The 17,272-nt window shown below is 44.1% G+C and carries 19 protein-coding genes; 9 read left to right on the top strand and 10 right to left on the bottom strand.

Annotated features, from left to right (window positions below; genetic code table 11):
* Positions 1-44: 44 nt before the first annotated feature.
* The 4 genes from AAC033_RS04580 to AAC033_RS04595 are packed head-to-tail and all read right to left on the bottom strand — an operon-like array spanning position 45 to position 2,351.
* On the bottom strand, positions 45-665 hold the full coding sequence (locus AAC033_RS04580; RefSeq protein WP_339735972.1) for a dihydrofolate reductase family protein: 621 nt from the start codon (positions 663-665) through the stop codon (positions 45-47).
* A 36-nt stretch (positions 666-701) separates the two neighbouring features.
* Positions 702-1,004: an RNA polymerase alpha subunit C-terminal domain-containing protein gene (locus AAC033_RS04585; RefSeq protein WP_339735873.1), complete on the bottom strand. Its 303-nt coding sequence runs from the start codon at positions 1,002-1,004 to the stop codon at positions 702-704.
* Entirely contained in the window at positions 1,004-1,447 is a 444-nt protein-coding gene (locus AAC033_RS04590) for a VOC family protein (protein WP_339735875.1), read from the bottom strand. Before AAC033_RS04590 ends, AAC033_RS04585 begins: the two co-directional genes overlap by 1 nt.
* Positions 1,448-1,472: 25 nt before the next feature.
* A complete protein-coding gene (locus AAC033_RS04595) occupies positions 1,473-2,351 on the bottom strand; it encodes an SRPBCC family protein (RefSeq protein WP_339735877.1) in 879 nt (292 codons plus the stop codon).
* A gap of 204 nt (positions 2,352-2,555) precedes the next feature.
* Between AAC033_RS04595 and AAC033_RS04600 the strand changes: the two genes are divergently transcribed.
* Positions 2,556-3,071, top strand: a complete 516-nt coding sequence (locus AAC033_RS04600) for a GNAT family N-acetyltransferase (protein ID WP_339735879.1) — start codon at positions 2,556-2,558, stop codon at positions 3,069-3,071.
* A gap of 3 nt (positions 3,072-3,074) precedes the next feature.
* Here AAC033_RS04600 and AAC033_RS04605 read toward each other — a convergent pair whose 3' ends face one another.
* Positions 3,075-3,884: an alpha/beta fold hydrolase gene (locus AAC033_RS04605; RefSeq protein ID WP_339735881.1), complete on the bottom strand. Its 810-nt coding sequence runs from the start codon at positions 3,882-3,884 to the stop codon at positions 3,075-3,077.
* An 88-nt stretch (positions 3,885-3,972) separates the two neighbouring features.
* The gene (locus tag AAC033_RS04610; protein WP_339735883.1) at positions 3,973-4,689 is read right to left on the bottom strand and encodes a pyridoxine 5'-phosphate synthase; all 717 of its coding nucleotides are present in this window, start codon (positions 4,687-4,689) and stop codon (positions 3,973-3,975) included.
* A gap of 54 nt (positions 4,690-4,743) precedes the next feature.
* Between AAC033_RS04610 and AAC033_RS04615 the strand changes: the two genes are divergently transcribed.
* The 8 genes from AAC033_RS04615 (at position 4,744) to murI (ending at position 12,765) form a co-directional block, all read left to right on the top strand.
* Positions 4,744-5,409: a CBS domain-containing protein gene (locus AAC033_RS04615; protein WP_339735885.1), complete on the top strand. Its 666-nt coding sequence runs from the start codon at positions 4,744-4,746 to the stop codon at positions 5,407-5,409.
* 14 nt (positions 5,410-5,423) lie between these two features.
* The gene (locus AAC033_RS04620) at positions 5,424-6,305 is read left to right on the top strand and encodes an NAD kinase (RefSeq protein ID WP_339735887.1); all 882 of its coding nucleotides are present in this window, start codon (positions 5,424-5,426) and stop codon (positions 6,303-6,305) included.
* Positions 6,306-6,491: 186 nt separating this feature from the next.
* Positions 6,492-7,286 carry a DUF6089 family protein gene (locus AAC033_RS04625; RefSeq protein ID WP_339735889.1) on the top strand — a complete coding sequence of 265 codons (795 nt, stop codon included), beginning with the start codon at positions 6,492-6,494 and terminating at the stop codon, positions 7,284-7,286.
* Positions 7,287-7,291: 5 nt separating this feature from the next.
* The gene (locus tag AAC033_RS04630; protein WP_339735891.1) at positions 7,292-8,035 is read left to right on the top strand and encodes an isoprenyl transferase; all 744 of its coding nucleotides are present in this window, start codon (positions 7,292-7,294) and stop codon (positions 8,033-8,035) included.
* Positions 8,036-8,048: 13 nt separating this feature from the next.
* Positions 8,049-10,715 carry an outer membrane protein assembly factor BamA gene (gene bamA, locus AAC033_RS04635; protein ID WP_339735893.1) on the top strand — a complete coding sequence of 889 codons (2,667 nt, stop codon included), beginning with the start codon at positions 8,049-8,051 and terminating at the stop codon, positions 10,713-10,715.
* A 63-nt stretch (positions 10,716-10,778) separates the two neighbouring features.
* Complete coding sequence (locus tag AAC033_RS04640) at positions 10,779-11,294, top strand: OmpH family outer membrane protein (RefSeq protein ID WP_339735895.1); 516 nt, start codon at positions 10,779-10,781, stop codon at positions 11,292-11,294.
* Positions 11,295-11,337: 43 nt separating this feature from the next.
* On the top strand, positions 11,338-11,847 hold the full coding sequence (locus tag AAC033_RS04645; protein ID WP_339735897.1) for an OmpH family outer membrane protein: 510 nt from the start codon (positions 11,338-11,340) through the stop codon (positions 11,845-11,847).
* 81 nt (positions 11,848-11,928) lie between these two features.
* Positions 11,929-12,765, top strand: a complete 837-nt coding sequence (murI, locus tag AAC033_RS04650) for a glutamate racemase (RefSeq protein ID WP_339735899.1) — start codon at positions 11,929-11,931, stop codon at positions 12,763-12,765.
* 17 nt (positions 12,766-12,782) lie between these two features.
* Here murI and AAC033_RS04655 read toward each other — a convergent pair whose 3' ends face one another.
* The 4 genes from AAC033_RS04655 to AAC033_RS04670 all read right to left on the bottom strand — a co-directional run bounded on the left by AAC033_RS04655 (position 12,783) and on the right by AAC033_RS04670 (position 17,198).
* A complete protein-coding gene (locus AAC033_RS04655; protein WP_339735901.1) occupies positions 12,783-13,859 on the bottom strand; it encodes an AI-2E family transporter in 1,077 nt (358 codons plus the stop codon).
* A 126-nt stretch (positions 13,860-13,985) separates the two neighbouring features.
* A complete protein-coding gene (locus tag AAC033_RS04660; protein ID WP_339735903.1) occupies positions 13,986-15,524 on the bottom strand; it encodes an AbgT family transporter in 1,539 nt (512 codons plus the stop codon).
* Between the two features lie 178 nt (positions 15,525-15,702).
* Positions 15,703-16,602, bottom strand: coding sequence for a sugar phosphate nucleotidyltransferase (locus tag AAC033_RS04665; protein WP_339735905.1), 900 nt, complete (start codon positions 16,600-16,602; stop codon positions 15,703-15,705).
* An 80-nt stretch (positions 16,603-16,682) separates the two neighbouring features.
* Positions 16,683-17,198 (bottom strand): gamma carbonic anhydrase family protein, encoded by a 516-nt coding sequence (locus AAC033_RS04670; protein ID WP_339735907.1) that lies wholly within the window; start codon positions 17,196-17,198, stop codon positions 16,683-16,685.
* Between the last annotated feature and the right edge of the window lie 74 nt (positions 17,199-17,272).

Genomic DNA, 17,272 nt, shown 5'->3' on the forward strand with positions numbered 1-17,272 from the left:
TCGTTTTGCAGCAACCCGAAGGTGGCGATTTCGGAACACTTTCGTTATGATTCTCTGTCCAACAAGTAATTCAGTTCAGTTACCCCGCAAGTAAATTGTCGAGTCGCAGGCAATAGCTTGAGCGTTATTTTTTCTTTGATGTCTGCAAACAATGGAATGCCTTTTCCGAGAATAATTGGATTGACAAATAACCAGTAGCCGTCAATTAAGTTTTGTTGAATGAGTGAATGTGTTGCTGTCGGGCTGCCAAAAAGCAAGATGTCTTCACCCACCTGTTGTTTTATTTCATTAATGCTGGCTGGAAGATTGTCACGGATAATGGTTGTGTTGGCCAAATCCGCATTTTTTATTGTTTTTGATAGAACCACTTTGTGAACTTTGCTATACCACTTAGAATGTTCAATGTCATGTTTGGTTGCTGTCGGCTTGTCTCCTGCTGTCGGCCAGTAGCTTTCCATCATCTGATAAGTTACTCGTCCATATAAGGCCGTGTCGCCTTTGCTGATCCGCTGACCGACATAGTCAAAAATTTCCTGGTCAACTTTAATCCAGTTCATTTCTCCGTTCGGTCCTGCTACAAAACCGTCAAGCGATACGTGCATAAATGAAATTATTTTCCTCATGAATTTGCTTTCTTTATTTGATTGTCGGCTGTTCCTTGCCATACCTGCCAATTCAATGGCTATACGGACAATCCGATTTTATTTTTTCGACCTCGGGTCGGTTTGAAATCGGAGTCCATGTTCTTTTAGTGCCGAATGAAGCTTTGGCAAGGAACTCTTTCCCATACCATGCAGTTGTAAAATCTCCGATTCGCTCCGTTCAGCCAGTTGCTGTATTGTTAAAATACCCTCGTTTTCCAAAGCTCTTCTTGCCGGAGCTGCAAGCGAGGAAAGAAAACCGGCCGTTGGCTTTCGCTCCTCTTCGCAAACCGGGCAAGTAGGGCAGTCACTGCTTTTGTAGTACAGGTGACCATTTTTACAGGTTCGTAATGATGCCGGCATCAATCCGCCTTCTCTTCACAGTTAAACATCCATTGCACCCCAAAACGGTCTTTGCAACTTCCGTAGTAATCGCCCCAAAACATGTCTTGTAACGGCATTTCCACCTCGCCTCCGTCTGAAAGCGCGCTAAACAGGCGTTCGGTTTCCTTGCGGGTGTCCGGCTGCAGGTTGATATAGACGTTGTTTCCTTGTTTTGGTTTGAAACCCATGGACTCCGGCGTATCCGATCCCATAAGCATATGGCCGCCGAGCGTGGGTAAGGAGACGTGCATAACCAGGTTCAGGTCTTCTCCAGGAAGGGGTGGCATCTCTTCGGTTGGAGGAACATCTTTGAAACGCATGATGCCTTCGCCCCAAAATTCGGTTCCAAAAACAGACTTATAAAAGTTGAAGGCTTCCTCCGTGTTACGCTTAAAATTTAAATACGTGCTTACTGTTGCCATGATCGTTGTGTTTTCAGGTTGATAATTATCGTTCGCAAATTTCTTTCAATTTGTTCAATGCCTTGGGCCAGGCCTCCGAGAAGTACTTTTCGTATTCATGGTTGGTGTCTACATCAACCGAAAGCAAGGTTTTTCCACCAGTCTCTGTGAAAGTGTAGTTTTCAAGGGCGCCTGCCCAGCCTTCAACCTCCGGACCGCTTGTAATCTCCCGATCGTTTTGAAGGATTCCAAGGTGTTCGATACTGATGAATTGATGGGGAATGTTTTCTTTAATTCGAGACACCATTCCGCCAACATTGCCTTTTTCATCTTCACCAATGAAAAGAATCTTTTCGCCTCTCTCCCACGATCCCCGGTAGTGTGATGTTGGGTTAAAAAGTGCCGTCCACTCGCGGTAGTGCGTTTCGTCGAGCATGGTTTGGTAGACCCTTTTTGCCGAGGTGTTGATTTTAACTTCGAAATGCATTCTTTCCATATTGCTATGAGATTCAACGTACTTTTTGAAGTTATTCAAAATAGCTTGCCAGCCTTCCCTTTGCATTTCGGGCGAGTTGGTTGTTTCTGCTTCAAAGGTTTCTTCAACCCTGGTTTCTTGTCCGTGGCTGCGAAAGGTTATTTCTACGCGTCGGTTGTCTCCCATGGTGTAGCTCAGTTTCTGGTTCGGGACCACCTCATCAAACACGCCTTCAAAATCAAAGCCCATACTTCCGTCTTTGGCTTCCATGCGCGAACTGAATGTTCCTCCCACGCGTAAATCACTTTCTGCTTCGGGCGTGTGCCAATCGTCTGACGCGTTGTTCCAGTTTACGATATGCTTAGGGTCGGTCCACAATTGCCAAACTTTTTCAACTGGTGCCTGAATGTTCGCACTTACCATGATCAGTGTTTTGTCTTTTGTCTCCATGATGAATCGTTTTAATGGGTCACTTTGTTCTACTATTTCGATAGGATAAAATTAGAGCCATTTTCTCAAATTGATGGCGTGCAAATACGACGAATCAGGGGGAGGATTGCGACAATCCTTCGTCGCGCCTTATTTTCATTTCCGGAATTATTTGTTAGCTTGAAGTTTTTCGCAAAAACAAAATCAATTTTGAAAAATGAGCAAATGATACAGAATAAAACGATTGAAATTATTCCTATGGAGGCCCGGGATATTGCGAATGCCGTTGGATTGATTAGCCAGGCCATGAACCAAGACGAAGGGAAATGGGCTTCCGAAACCATGCATTTTCATTTTAAATGCGCGGAGCAGGAGTTGGACGATGGACACGATTACTATTTATGGTGGGAGCATGATGAGGTAAAAGGCATCGTGGGGCTTCATCAGTATGCTTGGGGCCCACCCGAAAATGTTTGGCTGGCCTGGTTTGCTGTTTCGCCTGCCGAGCAAGGAAAAGGTTATGGCAGAGCTTTGTTGGATGAAGTTGAGAAAAAAGCCCGGCAGCGCGGCTTTCGAAAGTTTTTTGTTGAAACGTATGCGCATCCGGATTTCGACAAAGCCATTCGGTTTTATCAAAAATATGGATTTACCGAGCATGGACGAATCGCGAATTACTTGCCCGACGGCTCGCAGATGATTGTCTTAGGCAAATCCTTGTCGAGTGGCAGAAGGCTGGAATGAGAATCAGATAAACCGTTCCAGCGCTTCCATAAATAATTTGGGTTGCTCGGCATGAAGCCAGTGTCCCGCATCGGGGATGGTGTCGATTTGTGCTTCGGGGTAAATCTCCTTGATCTTCTTTTCATCCTCTTCGGAAATGTAAGGTGATTTTTCGCCTTTGATGAATAGCACCGGGTAGTTCAAAATCGGCATCCGGTCTTCCATCCAGCGGTAATTCACCCCACTGATCACTTCATCCAAATGATCGTATAGGACATCCACATTGATGCGGCAGTCGAACTTGTTGGTTTTTTTGTTTCGATAGACATTTTTCAGCAGAAACATTATCAGCCCTTTGTTATCGAGCTTAAGACTTAGAAAGTCAGCAATTTCCTCGCGGGTTTCAAACTGATGTTTTCGCACTTCTTTCAGCGATTCCAGAATATGCTGGTGCAAATAGAACTGGCCTTTTTCTTCCAGTTCAAAATAATTTTTTGGAGCAATGTCTGCAACAATCAGTTTGTCAATTTTCTCCGGATAATCTGCCGCGAAATACATGGCTGTTTTTCCACCCATACTATGCCCGATAACAATGGCTTTTTCGATGTGGTGTTCGTCGAAGAAACCGGCTAAATCTTCGGTCATTCCTTCGTAGCTATGTTCGTCGGCATTGGGCGAACGCCCGTGGTTGCGCTGATCCACCATGTACACATGGTATTTTTTGCCCAGTTTCTTGCCTACCGTCAGCCAATTATCCGACGAACCGTAAAGCCCGTGCACAATCACAATGATTTGTTTATTTCTCTTGCCTTCTTCGCGGTAATATAGTTTCATAATGAAAGATGCGGTTGTTTGTTAGCCGGTTTCACCCCTGATGCTTACGAAAAAGATCAATTTTAAAGGTTCAGTGTGCCCCAAAAGCTTATGGCTGAATACAATCAAGGTACTCGTGAATGGTATTTTTCAGACCAAGGTAAAGAGCATCGGCAATAAGGGCATGGCCAATGGAAACTTCATCAATGTAAGGAATTTTATCGATCAGGAATTTGAGGTTTTTCAGGCTCAAATCATGGCCAGCGTTGATCCCCAAATTCAATTGCCGGGCCAGTTTGGCCGCTTCAATAAAGGGGGCAATGGCTTTATCCGGATCCGATGGATAAACGGTGGCATATGGCTCGGTGTACAACTCAATGCGGTCGGCTCCTACTTTGGCAGCGCCTTCAATGACGTGCAAGTCAGGATCAACAAAAATAGAAGTTCGGATACCAGCAGCCTTCAGCCGACCAATCACATCAACCAAAAAATCATGGTGTTTCAACGTATCCCACCCGTGGTCCGAGGTCAATTGTCCGGGCTCATCGGGCACCAAGGTGGCCTGATCGGCTTTAATATCAGTTACCAGTTTGATAAAATCTTCGCTGGGATAACCTTCGATATTGAACTCCGTGGTTATGTGGGGTTTAATGTCATAAACATCTTGCCGGGTAATGTGCCGCTCGTCAGGTCTTGGATGGACTGTAATTCCTTCAGCACCAAATTTTTGACAGTTGATGGCAGCTTCAAGTACATTTGGGATTTTACCGCCGCGGGAATTTCTTAGTGTTGCGATTTTGTTTATATTTACACTTAGTCTTGTCATAACGATTAAATAGAGGCTTGCAAGTTACAACATACAATTGAAACAATTAAAAAATTGATCGCAAAACAGCTCATATCGGAAGTTATTCCTTCGCTGAGACTGACCGATGACGGACAGAAAGCGCTGAACTGGATGGAGATTTTTCGCATTTCGCATCTGCCGGTTGTGGATGATCGTGAATATATTGGATTGATCTCGGATAAGGTGATTTATGATTTGAATCTGATTGATAAAAAAATGGATGAATGCCGCGAACACCTGACGCCTTCGCACGTGCATTCCAATCAGCATATTTACGAAATTGCTTCCGTTATGTCGGAATTAAAATTGAGTTTGGTACCCGTGCTCGATTTAAAACACAGCTATATGGGTGTTGTTTCAGTGATGGATTTGTCGAAGAAATTTGCTGATTTGGTGGCTGTTCATGAACCCGGTGGCATTATTGTGCTGGAGTTGACGCCGATCGATTATTCGCTGCCTCAGATTGCCCAGATAGTTGAAGGAAATGATGCCAAGATATTGAGTTTGTACACTTACAAGGAGGAAGATTCGAAAGAGCTTTTGATTACACTAAAAATTAACCAGGTTGATTTGTCTCCAATTATTCAGACTTTTGTACGTTACGATTACTCAATCCGGGCGGTTTTTATGGATGAATCTATTCTTAATAATTTGTATGACGACCGGTATAACCAGCTGATCAAGTATATGAATATTTAGCCCAAGCATACCCTATGATTATTGCAATTTTTGGAATTCACATCGATTCCGCCTTTACATCTGATTTGTCCAGGTTGTTTGACTTGCTTAAAGAGCGAAATATTCGGTTTTACATGTACAAACCGTTTTTCGAGTTTGTAAAGGAAAACTGTCATGTTCAACCCGAGGTTAAGGGGCTTTTCAATGCCGGAGATGATCTACCCGACGAAGTTCGTTTTCTCTTTAGCATTGGTGGTGATGGCACTTTTCTCCAATCGGTTCTGACCTTGAAGAACCGAACGGTTCCGGCAATTGGGCTGAATTTGGGACGGCTTGGTTTTTTGTCCGATATATCACGTGAGGACATGGATGAAGCGATTGACCATATCATGAATGGAAGGTACGACGTGGAAGAGCGGTCGGTTCTTCAGTTGGATGAAGCACAGCATTTGTTTGGCGATTTTAACTATGCTTTAAATGAAATTGCGGTCACCAAGCTGGATACTTCCTCCATGATCAGGATTCACACTTATTTGAATGAGGAATATTTAAGTACTTATTGGGCCGACGGTTTGGTGATTGCAACAGCAACAGGTTCCACAGCTTATTCACTAAGCGTGGGGGGACCAATTCTGACACCTGATGCCAAAAGTCTGATCATTACACCCATTGCACCTCACAATTTAACGGTGCGCCCCATTGTTGTTCCCGACAATATCTCCCTTCGCCTCCAGGTGGAAGGTCGTGGACACCAATTCCTGACTTCGCTCGATTCGCGTTCCGAAGCCATTGGTTTTCCGGGAGAACTACACATCCGGAAAGCTGAATTTCACGTGAAAACACTGAAGCTTCCAGGACATAGTTTTTTCAGTACCCTTCGCAATAAGTTGATGTGGGGCGCAGACAAGCGAAATTAACCAATTTAGCTTAACAATTTTTAACCTCTCTTTGGGTTTTATAATAGGCACTCGGTAAGATGTTTTGAGAATTATATTACTTTTGTAGCTCTTGAAAGGAGTTATGTTTTAACGATGTAGTTGTATGCCAGAATGTTTTACCTTGCTGTCTTTTTATTATCAACCTTTCAATGAAAAAGATAGTCGATGAAAAGATTTTTTATAATCATTTTTAGCATCCTGACTTTTAGTTCGGTTTCTGCTCAAAATTCGGCAGATATTGGCATATGGGGCGGCATTGGTGGTTACATGGGTGATATGACTCATATTGATCAGGCAAGTTCTTTGAATCCAAATGTGGGTTTATTCATTCGTTACAATTACAATTCGCGCGTTGCCTTGCGGACAATGTTGCTGGTGGGGCCAATAGGTGCAACGGGTGAATATGAAGCGGATCCCTGGGATTTTGACAAGTTTGTGACCGATGTCTCGGTGATGGGTGAATTTAATTTTTTCAGGTACATCATTGGCAGTAAGCGGCATCCCTGGACCACATACTTGCTGGGAGGAGTTGGAACAAGTTTGTATAAGTACACTTACGATCCGGGACGAATGAGCCCGATGCTTTATTATCTCAGCATGGATCAGTTAAATGCCGTGCCAGGTGACATTCGCGATGAATTAATTATTGAGACTGAAAAATCGGTTATTGGGCTGAATATTCCGCTGGGATTTGGGGTCAAATTTAATATTGGAGAACGAATGGGAGTTGGTGTTGAGGCCATTTTGCGAAAATATTTCAACGATAAAATGGACAATTTGGATGATCCCCGTAAGTTTTATTCCTTGGATATCAACCCGGAAGGTGATCCTCCGGGAGGATGGAAAGGTTACAACAGTTTTCTCCATAACAACGACTTTACCTTTCATTTGGGAGTTCACATAACCTACCGGTTTTACAGGGGTGACCAAGAGTGCCCGGTATATGAAAATATTAACTAGAGTAAATGACCGTTAAAGACAAAATACAAAAAAATAAGCTGCCGAAGCACATTGCCATTATTATGGACGGCAATGGACGGTGGGCTGCCAAACAAGGCAACGAGCGTATTTTTGGGCATGAACATGGCGTGGAATCTGTTCGTTCAACCGTTGAGGGAGCCGCTGAAATAGGACTTAAATATTTGACCTTATATGCTTTTTCAACCGAAAACTGGTCACGACCCGATGTGGAAGTGAATGCGTTGATGGGCTTGCTGGTGCAGGCAATCAATGAGGAAACCGAAAAGTTGAAAGAGCAAAATGTGCGCCTAAGCATGATTGGTGATTTTGAAAGTTTACCGCCTGAAGTGCAGTCTAAACTGAACTGGTCGATTGCTGAACTGAAAGAGTGTACCGGGCTAAACCTGGTGCTGGCCTTAAGTTACAGTTCAAAATGGGAGATTACCGAAGCCATCCGGAAAATAGCCACGGAAATTAAAGATGGCACCCTTCAGCTTGAAGAAATTGATAAAAATCTACTTGATAAATACCTTGCTACAGTTGGAATACCAGACCCCGAATTGCTTATCCGAACAAGCGGCGAGAACCGGGTGAGTAACTTTTTACTCTGGCAAATTGCCTATACGGAGTTCTACTTCACTCCAAAACTTTGGCCCGATTTTCGTAAAGACGACCTTTTTGAAGCGATTTGCGATTTTCAAAACCGAGAGAGAAGGTTTGGTAAAACCAGTCAACAACTAGTCAGCTAATTAATTCCAGAAAATGCGTAAACTGAAATTTTTCTTTATCCTATTCCTGTTTAGTATCAGTGTTCATGCCCAGGTAAATGATGACACGAACTTTACGATCCGGTATTCCAGTCCACAGAACTATACAATAGCAGGTATCAACGTATCAGGTATCCGCTACCTCGATTCCAATGTTTTGATCCAGATTTCAGGGCTTGCTGTTGGAGATGAAATCACTGTTCCCGGCGATCAAATTACAACGGCCATCAAAAAACTGTGGGGACATCAGATGTTCTCGGATGTAAAAATTGAAGCCAGCAAAATAGAAGGCGACAAAATCTGGATCGATATATATTTGCAGGAACGGCCAAAACTATCGGATGTCAACTTCTATGGGGTGTCGAAAGGAGAACAGGATGATATTACCGAAAAAGTGTTGTTGTTGAAAGGTAGTCAGGTGACTGACAACCAGTTGAACAATGCCGAGCGGATCATTAAAAATATTTTTCTTGAAAAAGGATTCCTGAATACTGAAGTGAACATTGTTCAGCGCGATGATACCGCAAACGTGAACAGTGTGATTCTGGATATTAACGTGGACAAGAAAGAGAAAGTAAAAATTGATGAAATTGTCTTTCATGGCGTTGATGAGGTGAAAACTTCGATGCTTGAGAAAGCAATGAAAAAGACCAATGCAAAAAAGCTGAAAAACTTCTTTAAAACAAAAAAGTTTAACGAGGAAAAGTTTGAAGAAGATAAGCAGAATGTCATCAAGAAATACAACGAAAAAGGTTATCGCGACGCTATTCTGGTAAAAGACAGCATCACCAAAATCGATGATGATTTGATTCGGCTTGATATATGGGTTGAGGAAGGAAATAAATACTATTTTGGCGATGTCAACTGGGTGGGAAATACAATTTATCCTCCTGAATACCTGGATGCTTATCTGGGAATTAAAAAAGGTGATATTTTTGACCAAAAGCTGTTGAATAAGCGACTGACCGAAGATGACGATGCGGTAGGCAACCTGTATTTGGACAACGGTTATTTGTTTTTCAACCTCGACCCGGTTGAAGCGCGGGTTGATAATGACTCGATTGATCTGGAGATGCGTATCTACGAAGGCGATCAGGCAACCATCAACAAAGTCCTCATTGAAGGAAACACCAAAACACATGAGCATGTGGCCCGGCGCGAGATTCGGACGATACCCGGCGACTTGTTCAGCAAATCAAAGATTATTCGTTCCGTGCGTGAATTGTCGCAGTTGGGACACTTCGATCCGGAGGCGATCAACCCGAATGTGATTCCGCATCCTGAAAATGGAACTGTTGATATTAAATACGAGTTACAGGAAAAAGCCAACGATCAAATTGAGCTTTCCGGAGGCTGGGGAGCCAACATGTTTGTTGGAACCGTTGGTTTAAGGTTTTCCAATTTCTCGGTCCGTAACATCATGAACAAGGAAGCTTGGCGTCCGTTACCAACTGGTGATGGTCAAACTTTGAGTGTTCGTGCCCAAACCAGTGGCAAGTTTTATCAATCTTACAGCGTATCGTTTATTGAGCCTTGGCTGGGAGGCAAGAAACCAAATTCATTCTCCGTTTCATTTTCTCACTCCCGGGTTAATTATTCAGCCAACAACTATTACAGTAGTGCATACAGCCCATACGGCTCTGGTTATGGGGGCTATGGTGGTGGTTATGGCGGATATGGCGGCTATTCTCCATATGGCTATTCGCCTTACGGATATGGCAGTGCTTATGGTTATGGGGCTTACGACCCGGGAAGCAGTTTCCAGTACGACGATGCTGAAACTTCTGATGATGATCAAATTCAGGTTACCACCTCGTTTGCTTTGGGATACGGTTACCGTCTTTCGTGGCCCGATGACTTTTTCACTGTGTATCACGAGTTATCCCTGGAGCATTACAAGCTTCAAAATATGTCGGGTTATTACTACTTCCTGAGCGATGATGATGGTTCTGGCGGTGGTGGTTTCAATAACCTAAGTTTTAAAACTGCTTTTGGGCGCAACTCTGTTGATAACCCGCTATATTCCAGAAGCGGATCCGAGTTTTCACTGGCCCTCCAGTTTACACCGCCCTTCTCCATGTTTAATGATGTGGATTACAGCGATACCGATCTGACCAGTGAAGAACGTTACAAGTGGATTGAATATCACAAGTGGAATATGAAGGGTGCCTGGTTCACTCCGGTTTCGAAAAACAGAAACCTGGTGATGCACACCAAGTTTGAATATGGATTCTTGGGGTACTACGATAAAAACAGAAGATCGCCGTTTGAACGTTTCCGTGTTGGAGGATCCGGAATGTCCGGCTACAACTTCTACGGAGCCGACATTATCTCGCTGCGAGGTTATAAGGATTACAGTTTGAGTCCGACAACCGGCTCAAACATGTACAACAAACTGACCATGGAAATGCGTTACCCGATTACACTGAAGCCTTCGGCCACGATCTATGTGCTTGGCTTCCTTGAAGCAGGTAACGCCTGGATGGACTTTGAAAACTACAACCCATTTGACTTGAAGCGTTCAGCAGGAGCAGGTGTTCGCATCTTCCTTCCCATGTTTGGTTTGATGGGTATCGACTGGGGGTATGGATTCGACAGTGTTGCCGGAGACTCATCCGTTGGCGGAAGTCAGTTTCACTTCGTTATTGGTCAGCAGTTCTGATAGTTATGAAATTGGCTCGGTATTTGTTTGCGGAGGAACAGTATGAATTTAAATAGATTTGCCATGAAGAAGAAAGTGTTATTATTTGTTTTCCTGATTGCTTTTGGAACAGTTGCAATGGCACAGAAATATGCCTTCATCGATACTGAATATGTATTAGAAAATATTCCGGCTTATGGTGCCGCACAAGAACAATTGGATCAGATTTCAAAACAATACCAAAAAGAGCTGGAAGCCATGCATGCTGAAATAGAACAGATGTATCAGGATTTTCAGGCCGAAGCTGTCTTGTTGTCCGAAGATATGAAGCGCAAGCGCGAAGATGTAATCATCAGCAAGGAAAGAGAGTATAAAGAATTGCAACACAAGTATTTTGGACGTGATGGTGATTTGTTCAAAAAGCGACAGGGGCTGATTAAGCCCATTCAGGATGACGTATTCAATGCCGTCCAGGATTTAGCTACAGAAGGCAGTTATGCCGTTATTTTTGACAAGGCAGGAAGCCTGACCATGCTGTATACTAATCCGAAATTTGACCTTAGTGATCAGGTTCTTGAAAAGCTTGGTTATAAAAATTAATAAACTATATTTGTCAACAAAAATTTAAAATCCGAAAAAGATCATGAAAAGTATTTTCAAAATTTGTTTAGTAGCTGTCATGTTCCTCTCTGCAGGAATGGTAAATGCTCAAACATTAAAATTCGCCCATATCGATTCACAGGCCCTGATTGAAGCGATGCCTGAAACAAAAACTGCTCAGGCTTCAATAGAAAAGGAAGCTAAAGGTTTGGAAGACCAAATGGGTGCATTGCAAAAAGAATATCAAACGAAATTAGCTGATTTGTCAGACAACGAGGATTCGTTAACTGAGATCGTATACCAATCGAAAGTGGAAGACTTGCAAGGTCTGCAGCAGCGCATTCAGAATTTTAATTCTTCGGCACAACAACGCCTGCAACAAAAGCAGGGCGAACTGATGCAGCCAATTTTTACCAAGGCCAATGAAATGATTGCTACAGTGGCGAAAGAGCAAGGCGTGATTTATGTATTCGACTCCAATGCAGTTTTATACAAGTCGACAGCAAGCATTGACTTGCTTCCTTTAGTAAAAGCAAAACTGGGAATTCAGTAAAACTTTTAAATATCTGGTGAAAAGCCATCTGTCAGCTGACAGATGGCTTTTTTTTTTACTTTTGCTTACAAAGCTTTTTCCATGCCAGCAAATGATCATCCAATTGGTGTTTTTGATTCGGGCTACGGCGGCCTGACTGTGCTCAAAGAGTTTGTCGCTCTTTTGCCTGAATATGATTTTATTTACTTGGGCGACAATGCCCGAACACCTTACGGTACCCGATCGTTTGATGTGGTTTATGAATACACGTTGGAAGCCGTAACGCGACTTTTTGACGAAGGATGCCACTTGGTAGTTTTGGCTTGCAATACGGCATCAGCAAAGGCCTTGCGAACCATTCAACAGCGCGATTTGCCCAGGATTGCACCACACAAACGCGTGCTGGGTGTCATTCGTCCATCTGTGGAAGAAGTGGCCGAGATGACCAAAAATGGGCACGTTGGGGTGGTGGCTACTTCCGGAACTGTGGCTTCCGAATCGTATCCCATTGAACTGGAGAAGTGGTCGGGTGGAAGAGTTAAGCAAACCACTCAGGAAGCTTGCCCCATGTGGGTGCCTATTGTGGAGAGCAACGTGATGGATACGGATGGAGCCAATTTTTTTGTGCAATCGAATCTGTGTTCACTTTTTAAGAAGGATCCGCTGATCGACAGCCTGATTTTGGGTTGTACGCATTATCCTTTGTTGATTGACAGCATTCGTAAGTACGTTCCCAGCGAAGGAGTCCGGATTATTGAACAGGGAAAAATCGTTGCCCGAAAGCTTCAGGAATACCTGCAGCGACATCCCGAAATCGATGAGAATTGTACCAAGACGTCGGGACGTAAATTTTTAACCACCGAAGATGTATGTTTCTTTGAAGCCCGTGCGGAGCAATTTCTCGGTTATCCCATTCAGGCTGAAAAGATCGAACTGTGATCCACCAGGGCTGATCCCTAGTGCTTGTAGTTCTTCTTCAGAAAGCAATGAATGTCCTGATCAGGGCCCGCAATTAAGTCGGCTAACAGGCGGGTTTTTGGAAACTGCTCCAAAATAATACGCAGGAACACCGTAATGGGAATAGACATGATCAAGCCTGGGACTCCCCAGAGATACCCCCAAAACATGAGCATGATCAGGATGGTAATAACATTGATCGAAAAGGTTTTCCCCATGAAAATCGGTTCCAGCACGCCGCCCATCAGAACCTGAACGGCGGTAATGGTCAGGACGAAAAAGAAGAGCACACTGGTCGGATCAAGCTCAATAAAGGCGAAAAGTGCCAGTAAGACTACCGAAATGACAGAGCCGATCATTTGAACAAAATTGATGACAAAGGCAAACAACCCCCAGAAGATAGGAAAACTAACATCGAAAAACAGGCAGGCCAAACCAATGCCGATACCGGTAAACAAGCTGATAAGAAACTTGACCAGGACAAACTTGATGATGTCTTTTTCAATCTTCATGAAAATCTTGATCGAGGAATATTGCTGCTTAAAAATCGTGTCATTCAGTAGTTTCTGAAAGTTAATGGAGCCCGAAAGCAGTAGGACTGTAAAAAACAGCGTCATCAAAGTCATGGTAACAGTGTCGCCGATAAAGTCAAGCGTTGTACTGACGTTCCCCAAATTGTTGTTGCTCTCGAAGTAGTGAAGCAGGATGTTTTCACCCTGAACCCGATCCATCCCGAAGAACTGCTCGATGGACACAATTACATCTGTCAGTTTGGTTTCAGCCTTGGCAAAGAACTCATTGTCGGTTGCCATGATTTCATGGCTGGATAATTTGATCAATTCGACGCCTGCTTTTAGGGCTCCAATAATAATTAGAATGATTAGGAGAATACTGACGGGCCTGGGAACTTTGCGTTTGTTGAGCCACCGCATTAAAGGCAAAAACAAAAGGGCGATAAACATCGAAGCAATCAAGGGAATGAAGATGAAAGAAAGCGTTTTTAGCAGGTAAAAAACTATTGGAATGGCGACGATCAATAGCAGGATATTTGTGGTCCGTGTATCTTTAAGGTTCATTTTTTCAGAGATAATTTTGCTTCTTGGATGTTATCTATAACAAGCATTTGGATTTAAAGTTTGGCTTGTTTGACAAGCAATTTTCAAGTCCGAAAGCTTGATTTTTGACGCTTCTAATTAAAGTCTTTATTGCGGCAGTTCGTAATGGATTCCGGCATCGGGCCCCAGTGGAATCCCCAACAGCAGCCAAGCTACCAGCAGCAGAATCCAGAATAGCAGGAAAATGATGGAATAGGGCAGCATGGTGGCGATAATGGTTCCAATGCCAGCTTTGGGGTCATACTTCTGCACAAAGGCGATGATCAGTGCGAAGAAGCTCATCATGGGCGAAATGATGTTGGTTACACTATCGCCAATGCGGTACACCACCTGCGAAAGCTCTGGTGAATAGCCCATGATCATAAACATGGGGATGAAAATGGGTGCCAGAATAGCCCATTTGGCTGAGGCGCTCCCCATGAGCATATTGATGGACGCCGACAAAAGAATGAACAGGATCATCAGTGGAATCAATCCGATATCTGCCGACATGAGCAAGCCGGCACCTTTCACCGCCAGAATCATTCCGAGGTTACTCCACTTGAAATAGGCAACAAACTGGGCGGCAAAAAAAACGAGTACCAGGTAGGTGGACAAGGTTTTCATACTTAAGGACATTCCATCCATCACGTCTGCGTCGTTTTTGAAGGCGCCGGTGGCAAATCCGTAAGCTAATCCCATCGCTCCCGCTGTAACAAAGAGCATGGCGACAACGCCTTTGATCAGTGGTGAATTCAACATACTCCCATCTCCTCCACGTAGAAAACCAGTGGCAGGAATTAGACCGGAAAGGGAGATGGCTGTAATCAGGAGGAAAACGACCAGCGCCCCAAGCAATCCCTTCTTCTCTTTTTTCGAAAGCTTGTCAAAAGCCTGATCTTCCAGAACCTCGCCGTTTTTATACTCTCCCAGTCGTGGCTCTACAATTTTTTCGGTAACCAGTGTGCCTGCCAAAGCAATAACAAAGGTAGAGGCCACCATGAAATAATAGTTGGCGGTGGCATTCACTACGTAGGTTGGATCAATAATCTGAGCCGCTTCCTGCGACAAACCCGCTAATAGGGGATCGATGGCTCCCAGAGCCAGGTTGGCGCTAAACCCGCCTGAAACACCGGCAAAGGCAGCTGCCATTCCGGCAATTGGGTGCCGTCCAACGGCACGAAAGATTACACCAGCCATTGGGATCAAAAGCACGTAGCCTACATCGGCTGCCATGTTGGAAAGAATTCCCGAGAAAACCAGTACGAATGTTAACAAGTGCTTGGGCGAATTGAGCACCAGCATGCGAATGACCGCGTTGACCAATCCACTTTGCTCGGCGATTCCAATACCCAGCATAGCCACCAAAACGATTCCCAATGGTGCAAATCCTGTGAAGTTGTTAACCATTTCGAGTAAAATGCGGTGGATACCCTCGACCGATAGCAGGTTTACCGGGCGGATGAGTTCCTGGGTGCCCGGATGAATCACTTCCCATTGCAAAAAATGGCCGACGGCTGAGAGTATTAATGCTGAAAGGGCGAATAAGGCAAAAAGGGTTGCCGGGTGGGGCAGGGCGTTTCCAGCCCGCTCCGTCCAGTTCAACATCTTCTGAAAGAATCCTACGTTGCGATTTGCTTGGGTCATATGCGTGGTGAATTGTGCTATTTTCTAAATGCGGTCTGAGTTCTGCTTGTCAATCAGGTGATTGACGGTTTGTTGCGGGCTTTATGGATACAAAGTACACCGCTTTTTGGCTTTTTTTTGAAAGAATGAAACGACAGATGAATCGGTGGTAACACTTCTTCATCTGTCGCTTCTGGAATTACCAAAGTTTTTTTGGATAAGCTCCCCTGTCGGTCAGGCGTTTAACCTGTTCCACAACAAAAGCCTTGTCTTCCGGGTAGGTTACACCAAACCAAGGCGAATCGGCTTGCAGCACTTTGGCCTGTATTTGGCTGGATTCAATAAGATCGAAAACTACGCTGGGAATGTAGAACTCAGATTTTGGCTGATCCATTTTTTCATCCAGAAAGGATTTGAACTGCCTTTCAAGGTGCTCAAACAAGGAAGGATGAAACCCCCAGAAATTCATGGATGCGGGTGTGTTTTCATCAACCACAATGCTTGCTCCTGCTTCATCTCTGAAGGATATTTCAGATCCGGTACGGGCTATTCCGTGGCGTTCGGTTATTTCTACCAGGTTGTTATCCTTATCAATTTTGCAGAGGCCTCGCGAAACTGTTCCAAATTCCGACAAGGTGTTCTTTAGTTGATAACCCACCATGGCGTATTGGTTGCCTGTTACCTGCTTGTTCAAAAAATTGGCTGCGACCCGGAAGGATTCCTGTCCGTAGAAATCATCAGCGTTAATCGCTGCAAATGGTTCGTTGATCACCTCTTTGGCCATTAGTATAGCATGTCCGGTTCCCCATGGCTTCTCCCGGCCTTCGGGTAGCGAATAGCCTTCGGGTAGTTTATCCAGTTCCTGGTACACATATTCAACGGCTATTTTTCCGTCGAGTTTATCAGCAAAGCGGCTTTTGAAATCGTCGGCAAAGCTTTCGCGAATTACAAAAACGACTTTTCCAAAACCAGCACGAATGGCGTCGAAAATTGAATACTCCAAAATGGTTTCTCCGTTTGGGCCAATGGGTTCAATTTGTTTCAATCCACCATATCGGCTACCCATTCCTGCGGCTAAAATTAAAAGTGTTGGTTTCATGTATGAGTTTTGAATTTCGAGCTTCGAATTTAGCCATTGTCTTTACAATAACCAATTACGAATGAACAATAACGATTGCTTTATTCCTTGTACCAACCAGCGTACATGCTGTAGGCGTTGGCAATGCGATGGATTTCTCCTTCGAGTAAATCAGAACCAATGGCTTTCACTTTTTTTGCCGGAATTCCAGCGTAGACGCTGCCCGATTCCACAATCGTACCTTTGGTGACCACCGAGCCGGCAGCAATAATGGTGTTACTTTCAACCACCGCGTCATCGAGCACCACGGCATTCATGCCAATCATCACATGGTCTTTGATGGTACAGCCATGCACAATCGCACCATGAGCAATGATCACGTTATCGCCAATGTTGGTGGGTGATTTTTGGTAAGTAGCATGAATCACAGCACAGTCCTGAACATTTGAATTGCGCCCAATACGGATGGAATGAACATCACCCCGGATCACGGCGCCGTACCAAACACTGCTGTGATCGCCAATCTCAACATCCCCGATGATCGTTGCATTTTCGGCTAAAAAACAGTCTGCACCGATCTTCGGTGTTTTTCCTCTCAATGTTTTAATTAGAGCCATTATCTATATTCATTTTAAATTGAGAGCAAAGATATGAAAAGCTATAAATAATTGAATACATCCTATTTGCCTTA

The sequence above is a fragment of the uncultured Sunxiuqinia sp. genome, from assembly GCF_963974515.1.
Taxonomy (GTDB): Bacteria; Bacteroidota; Bacteroidia; order Bacteroidales; family Prolixibacteraceae; genus Sunxiuqinia.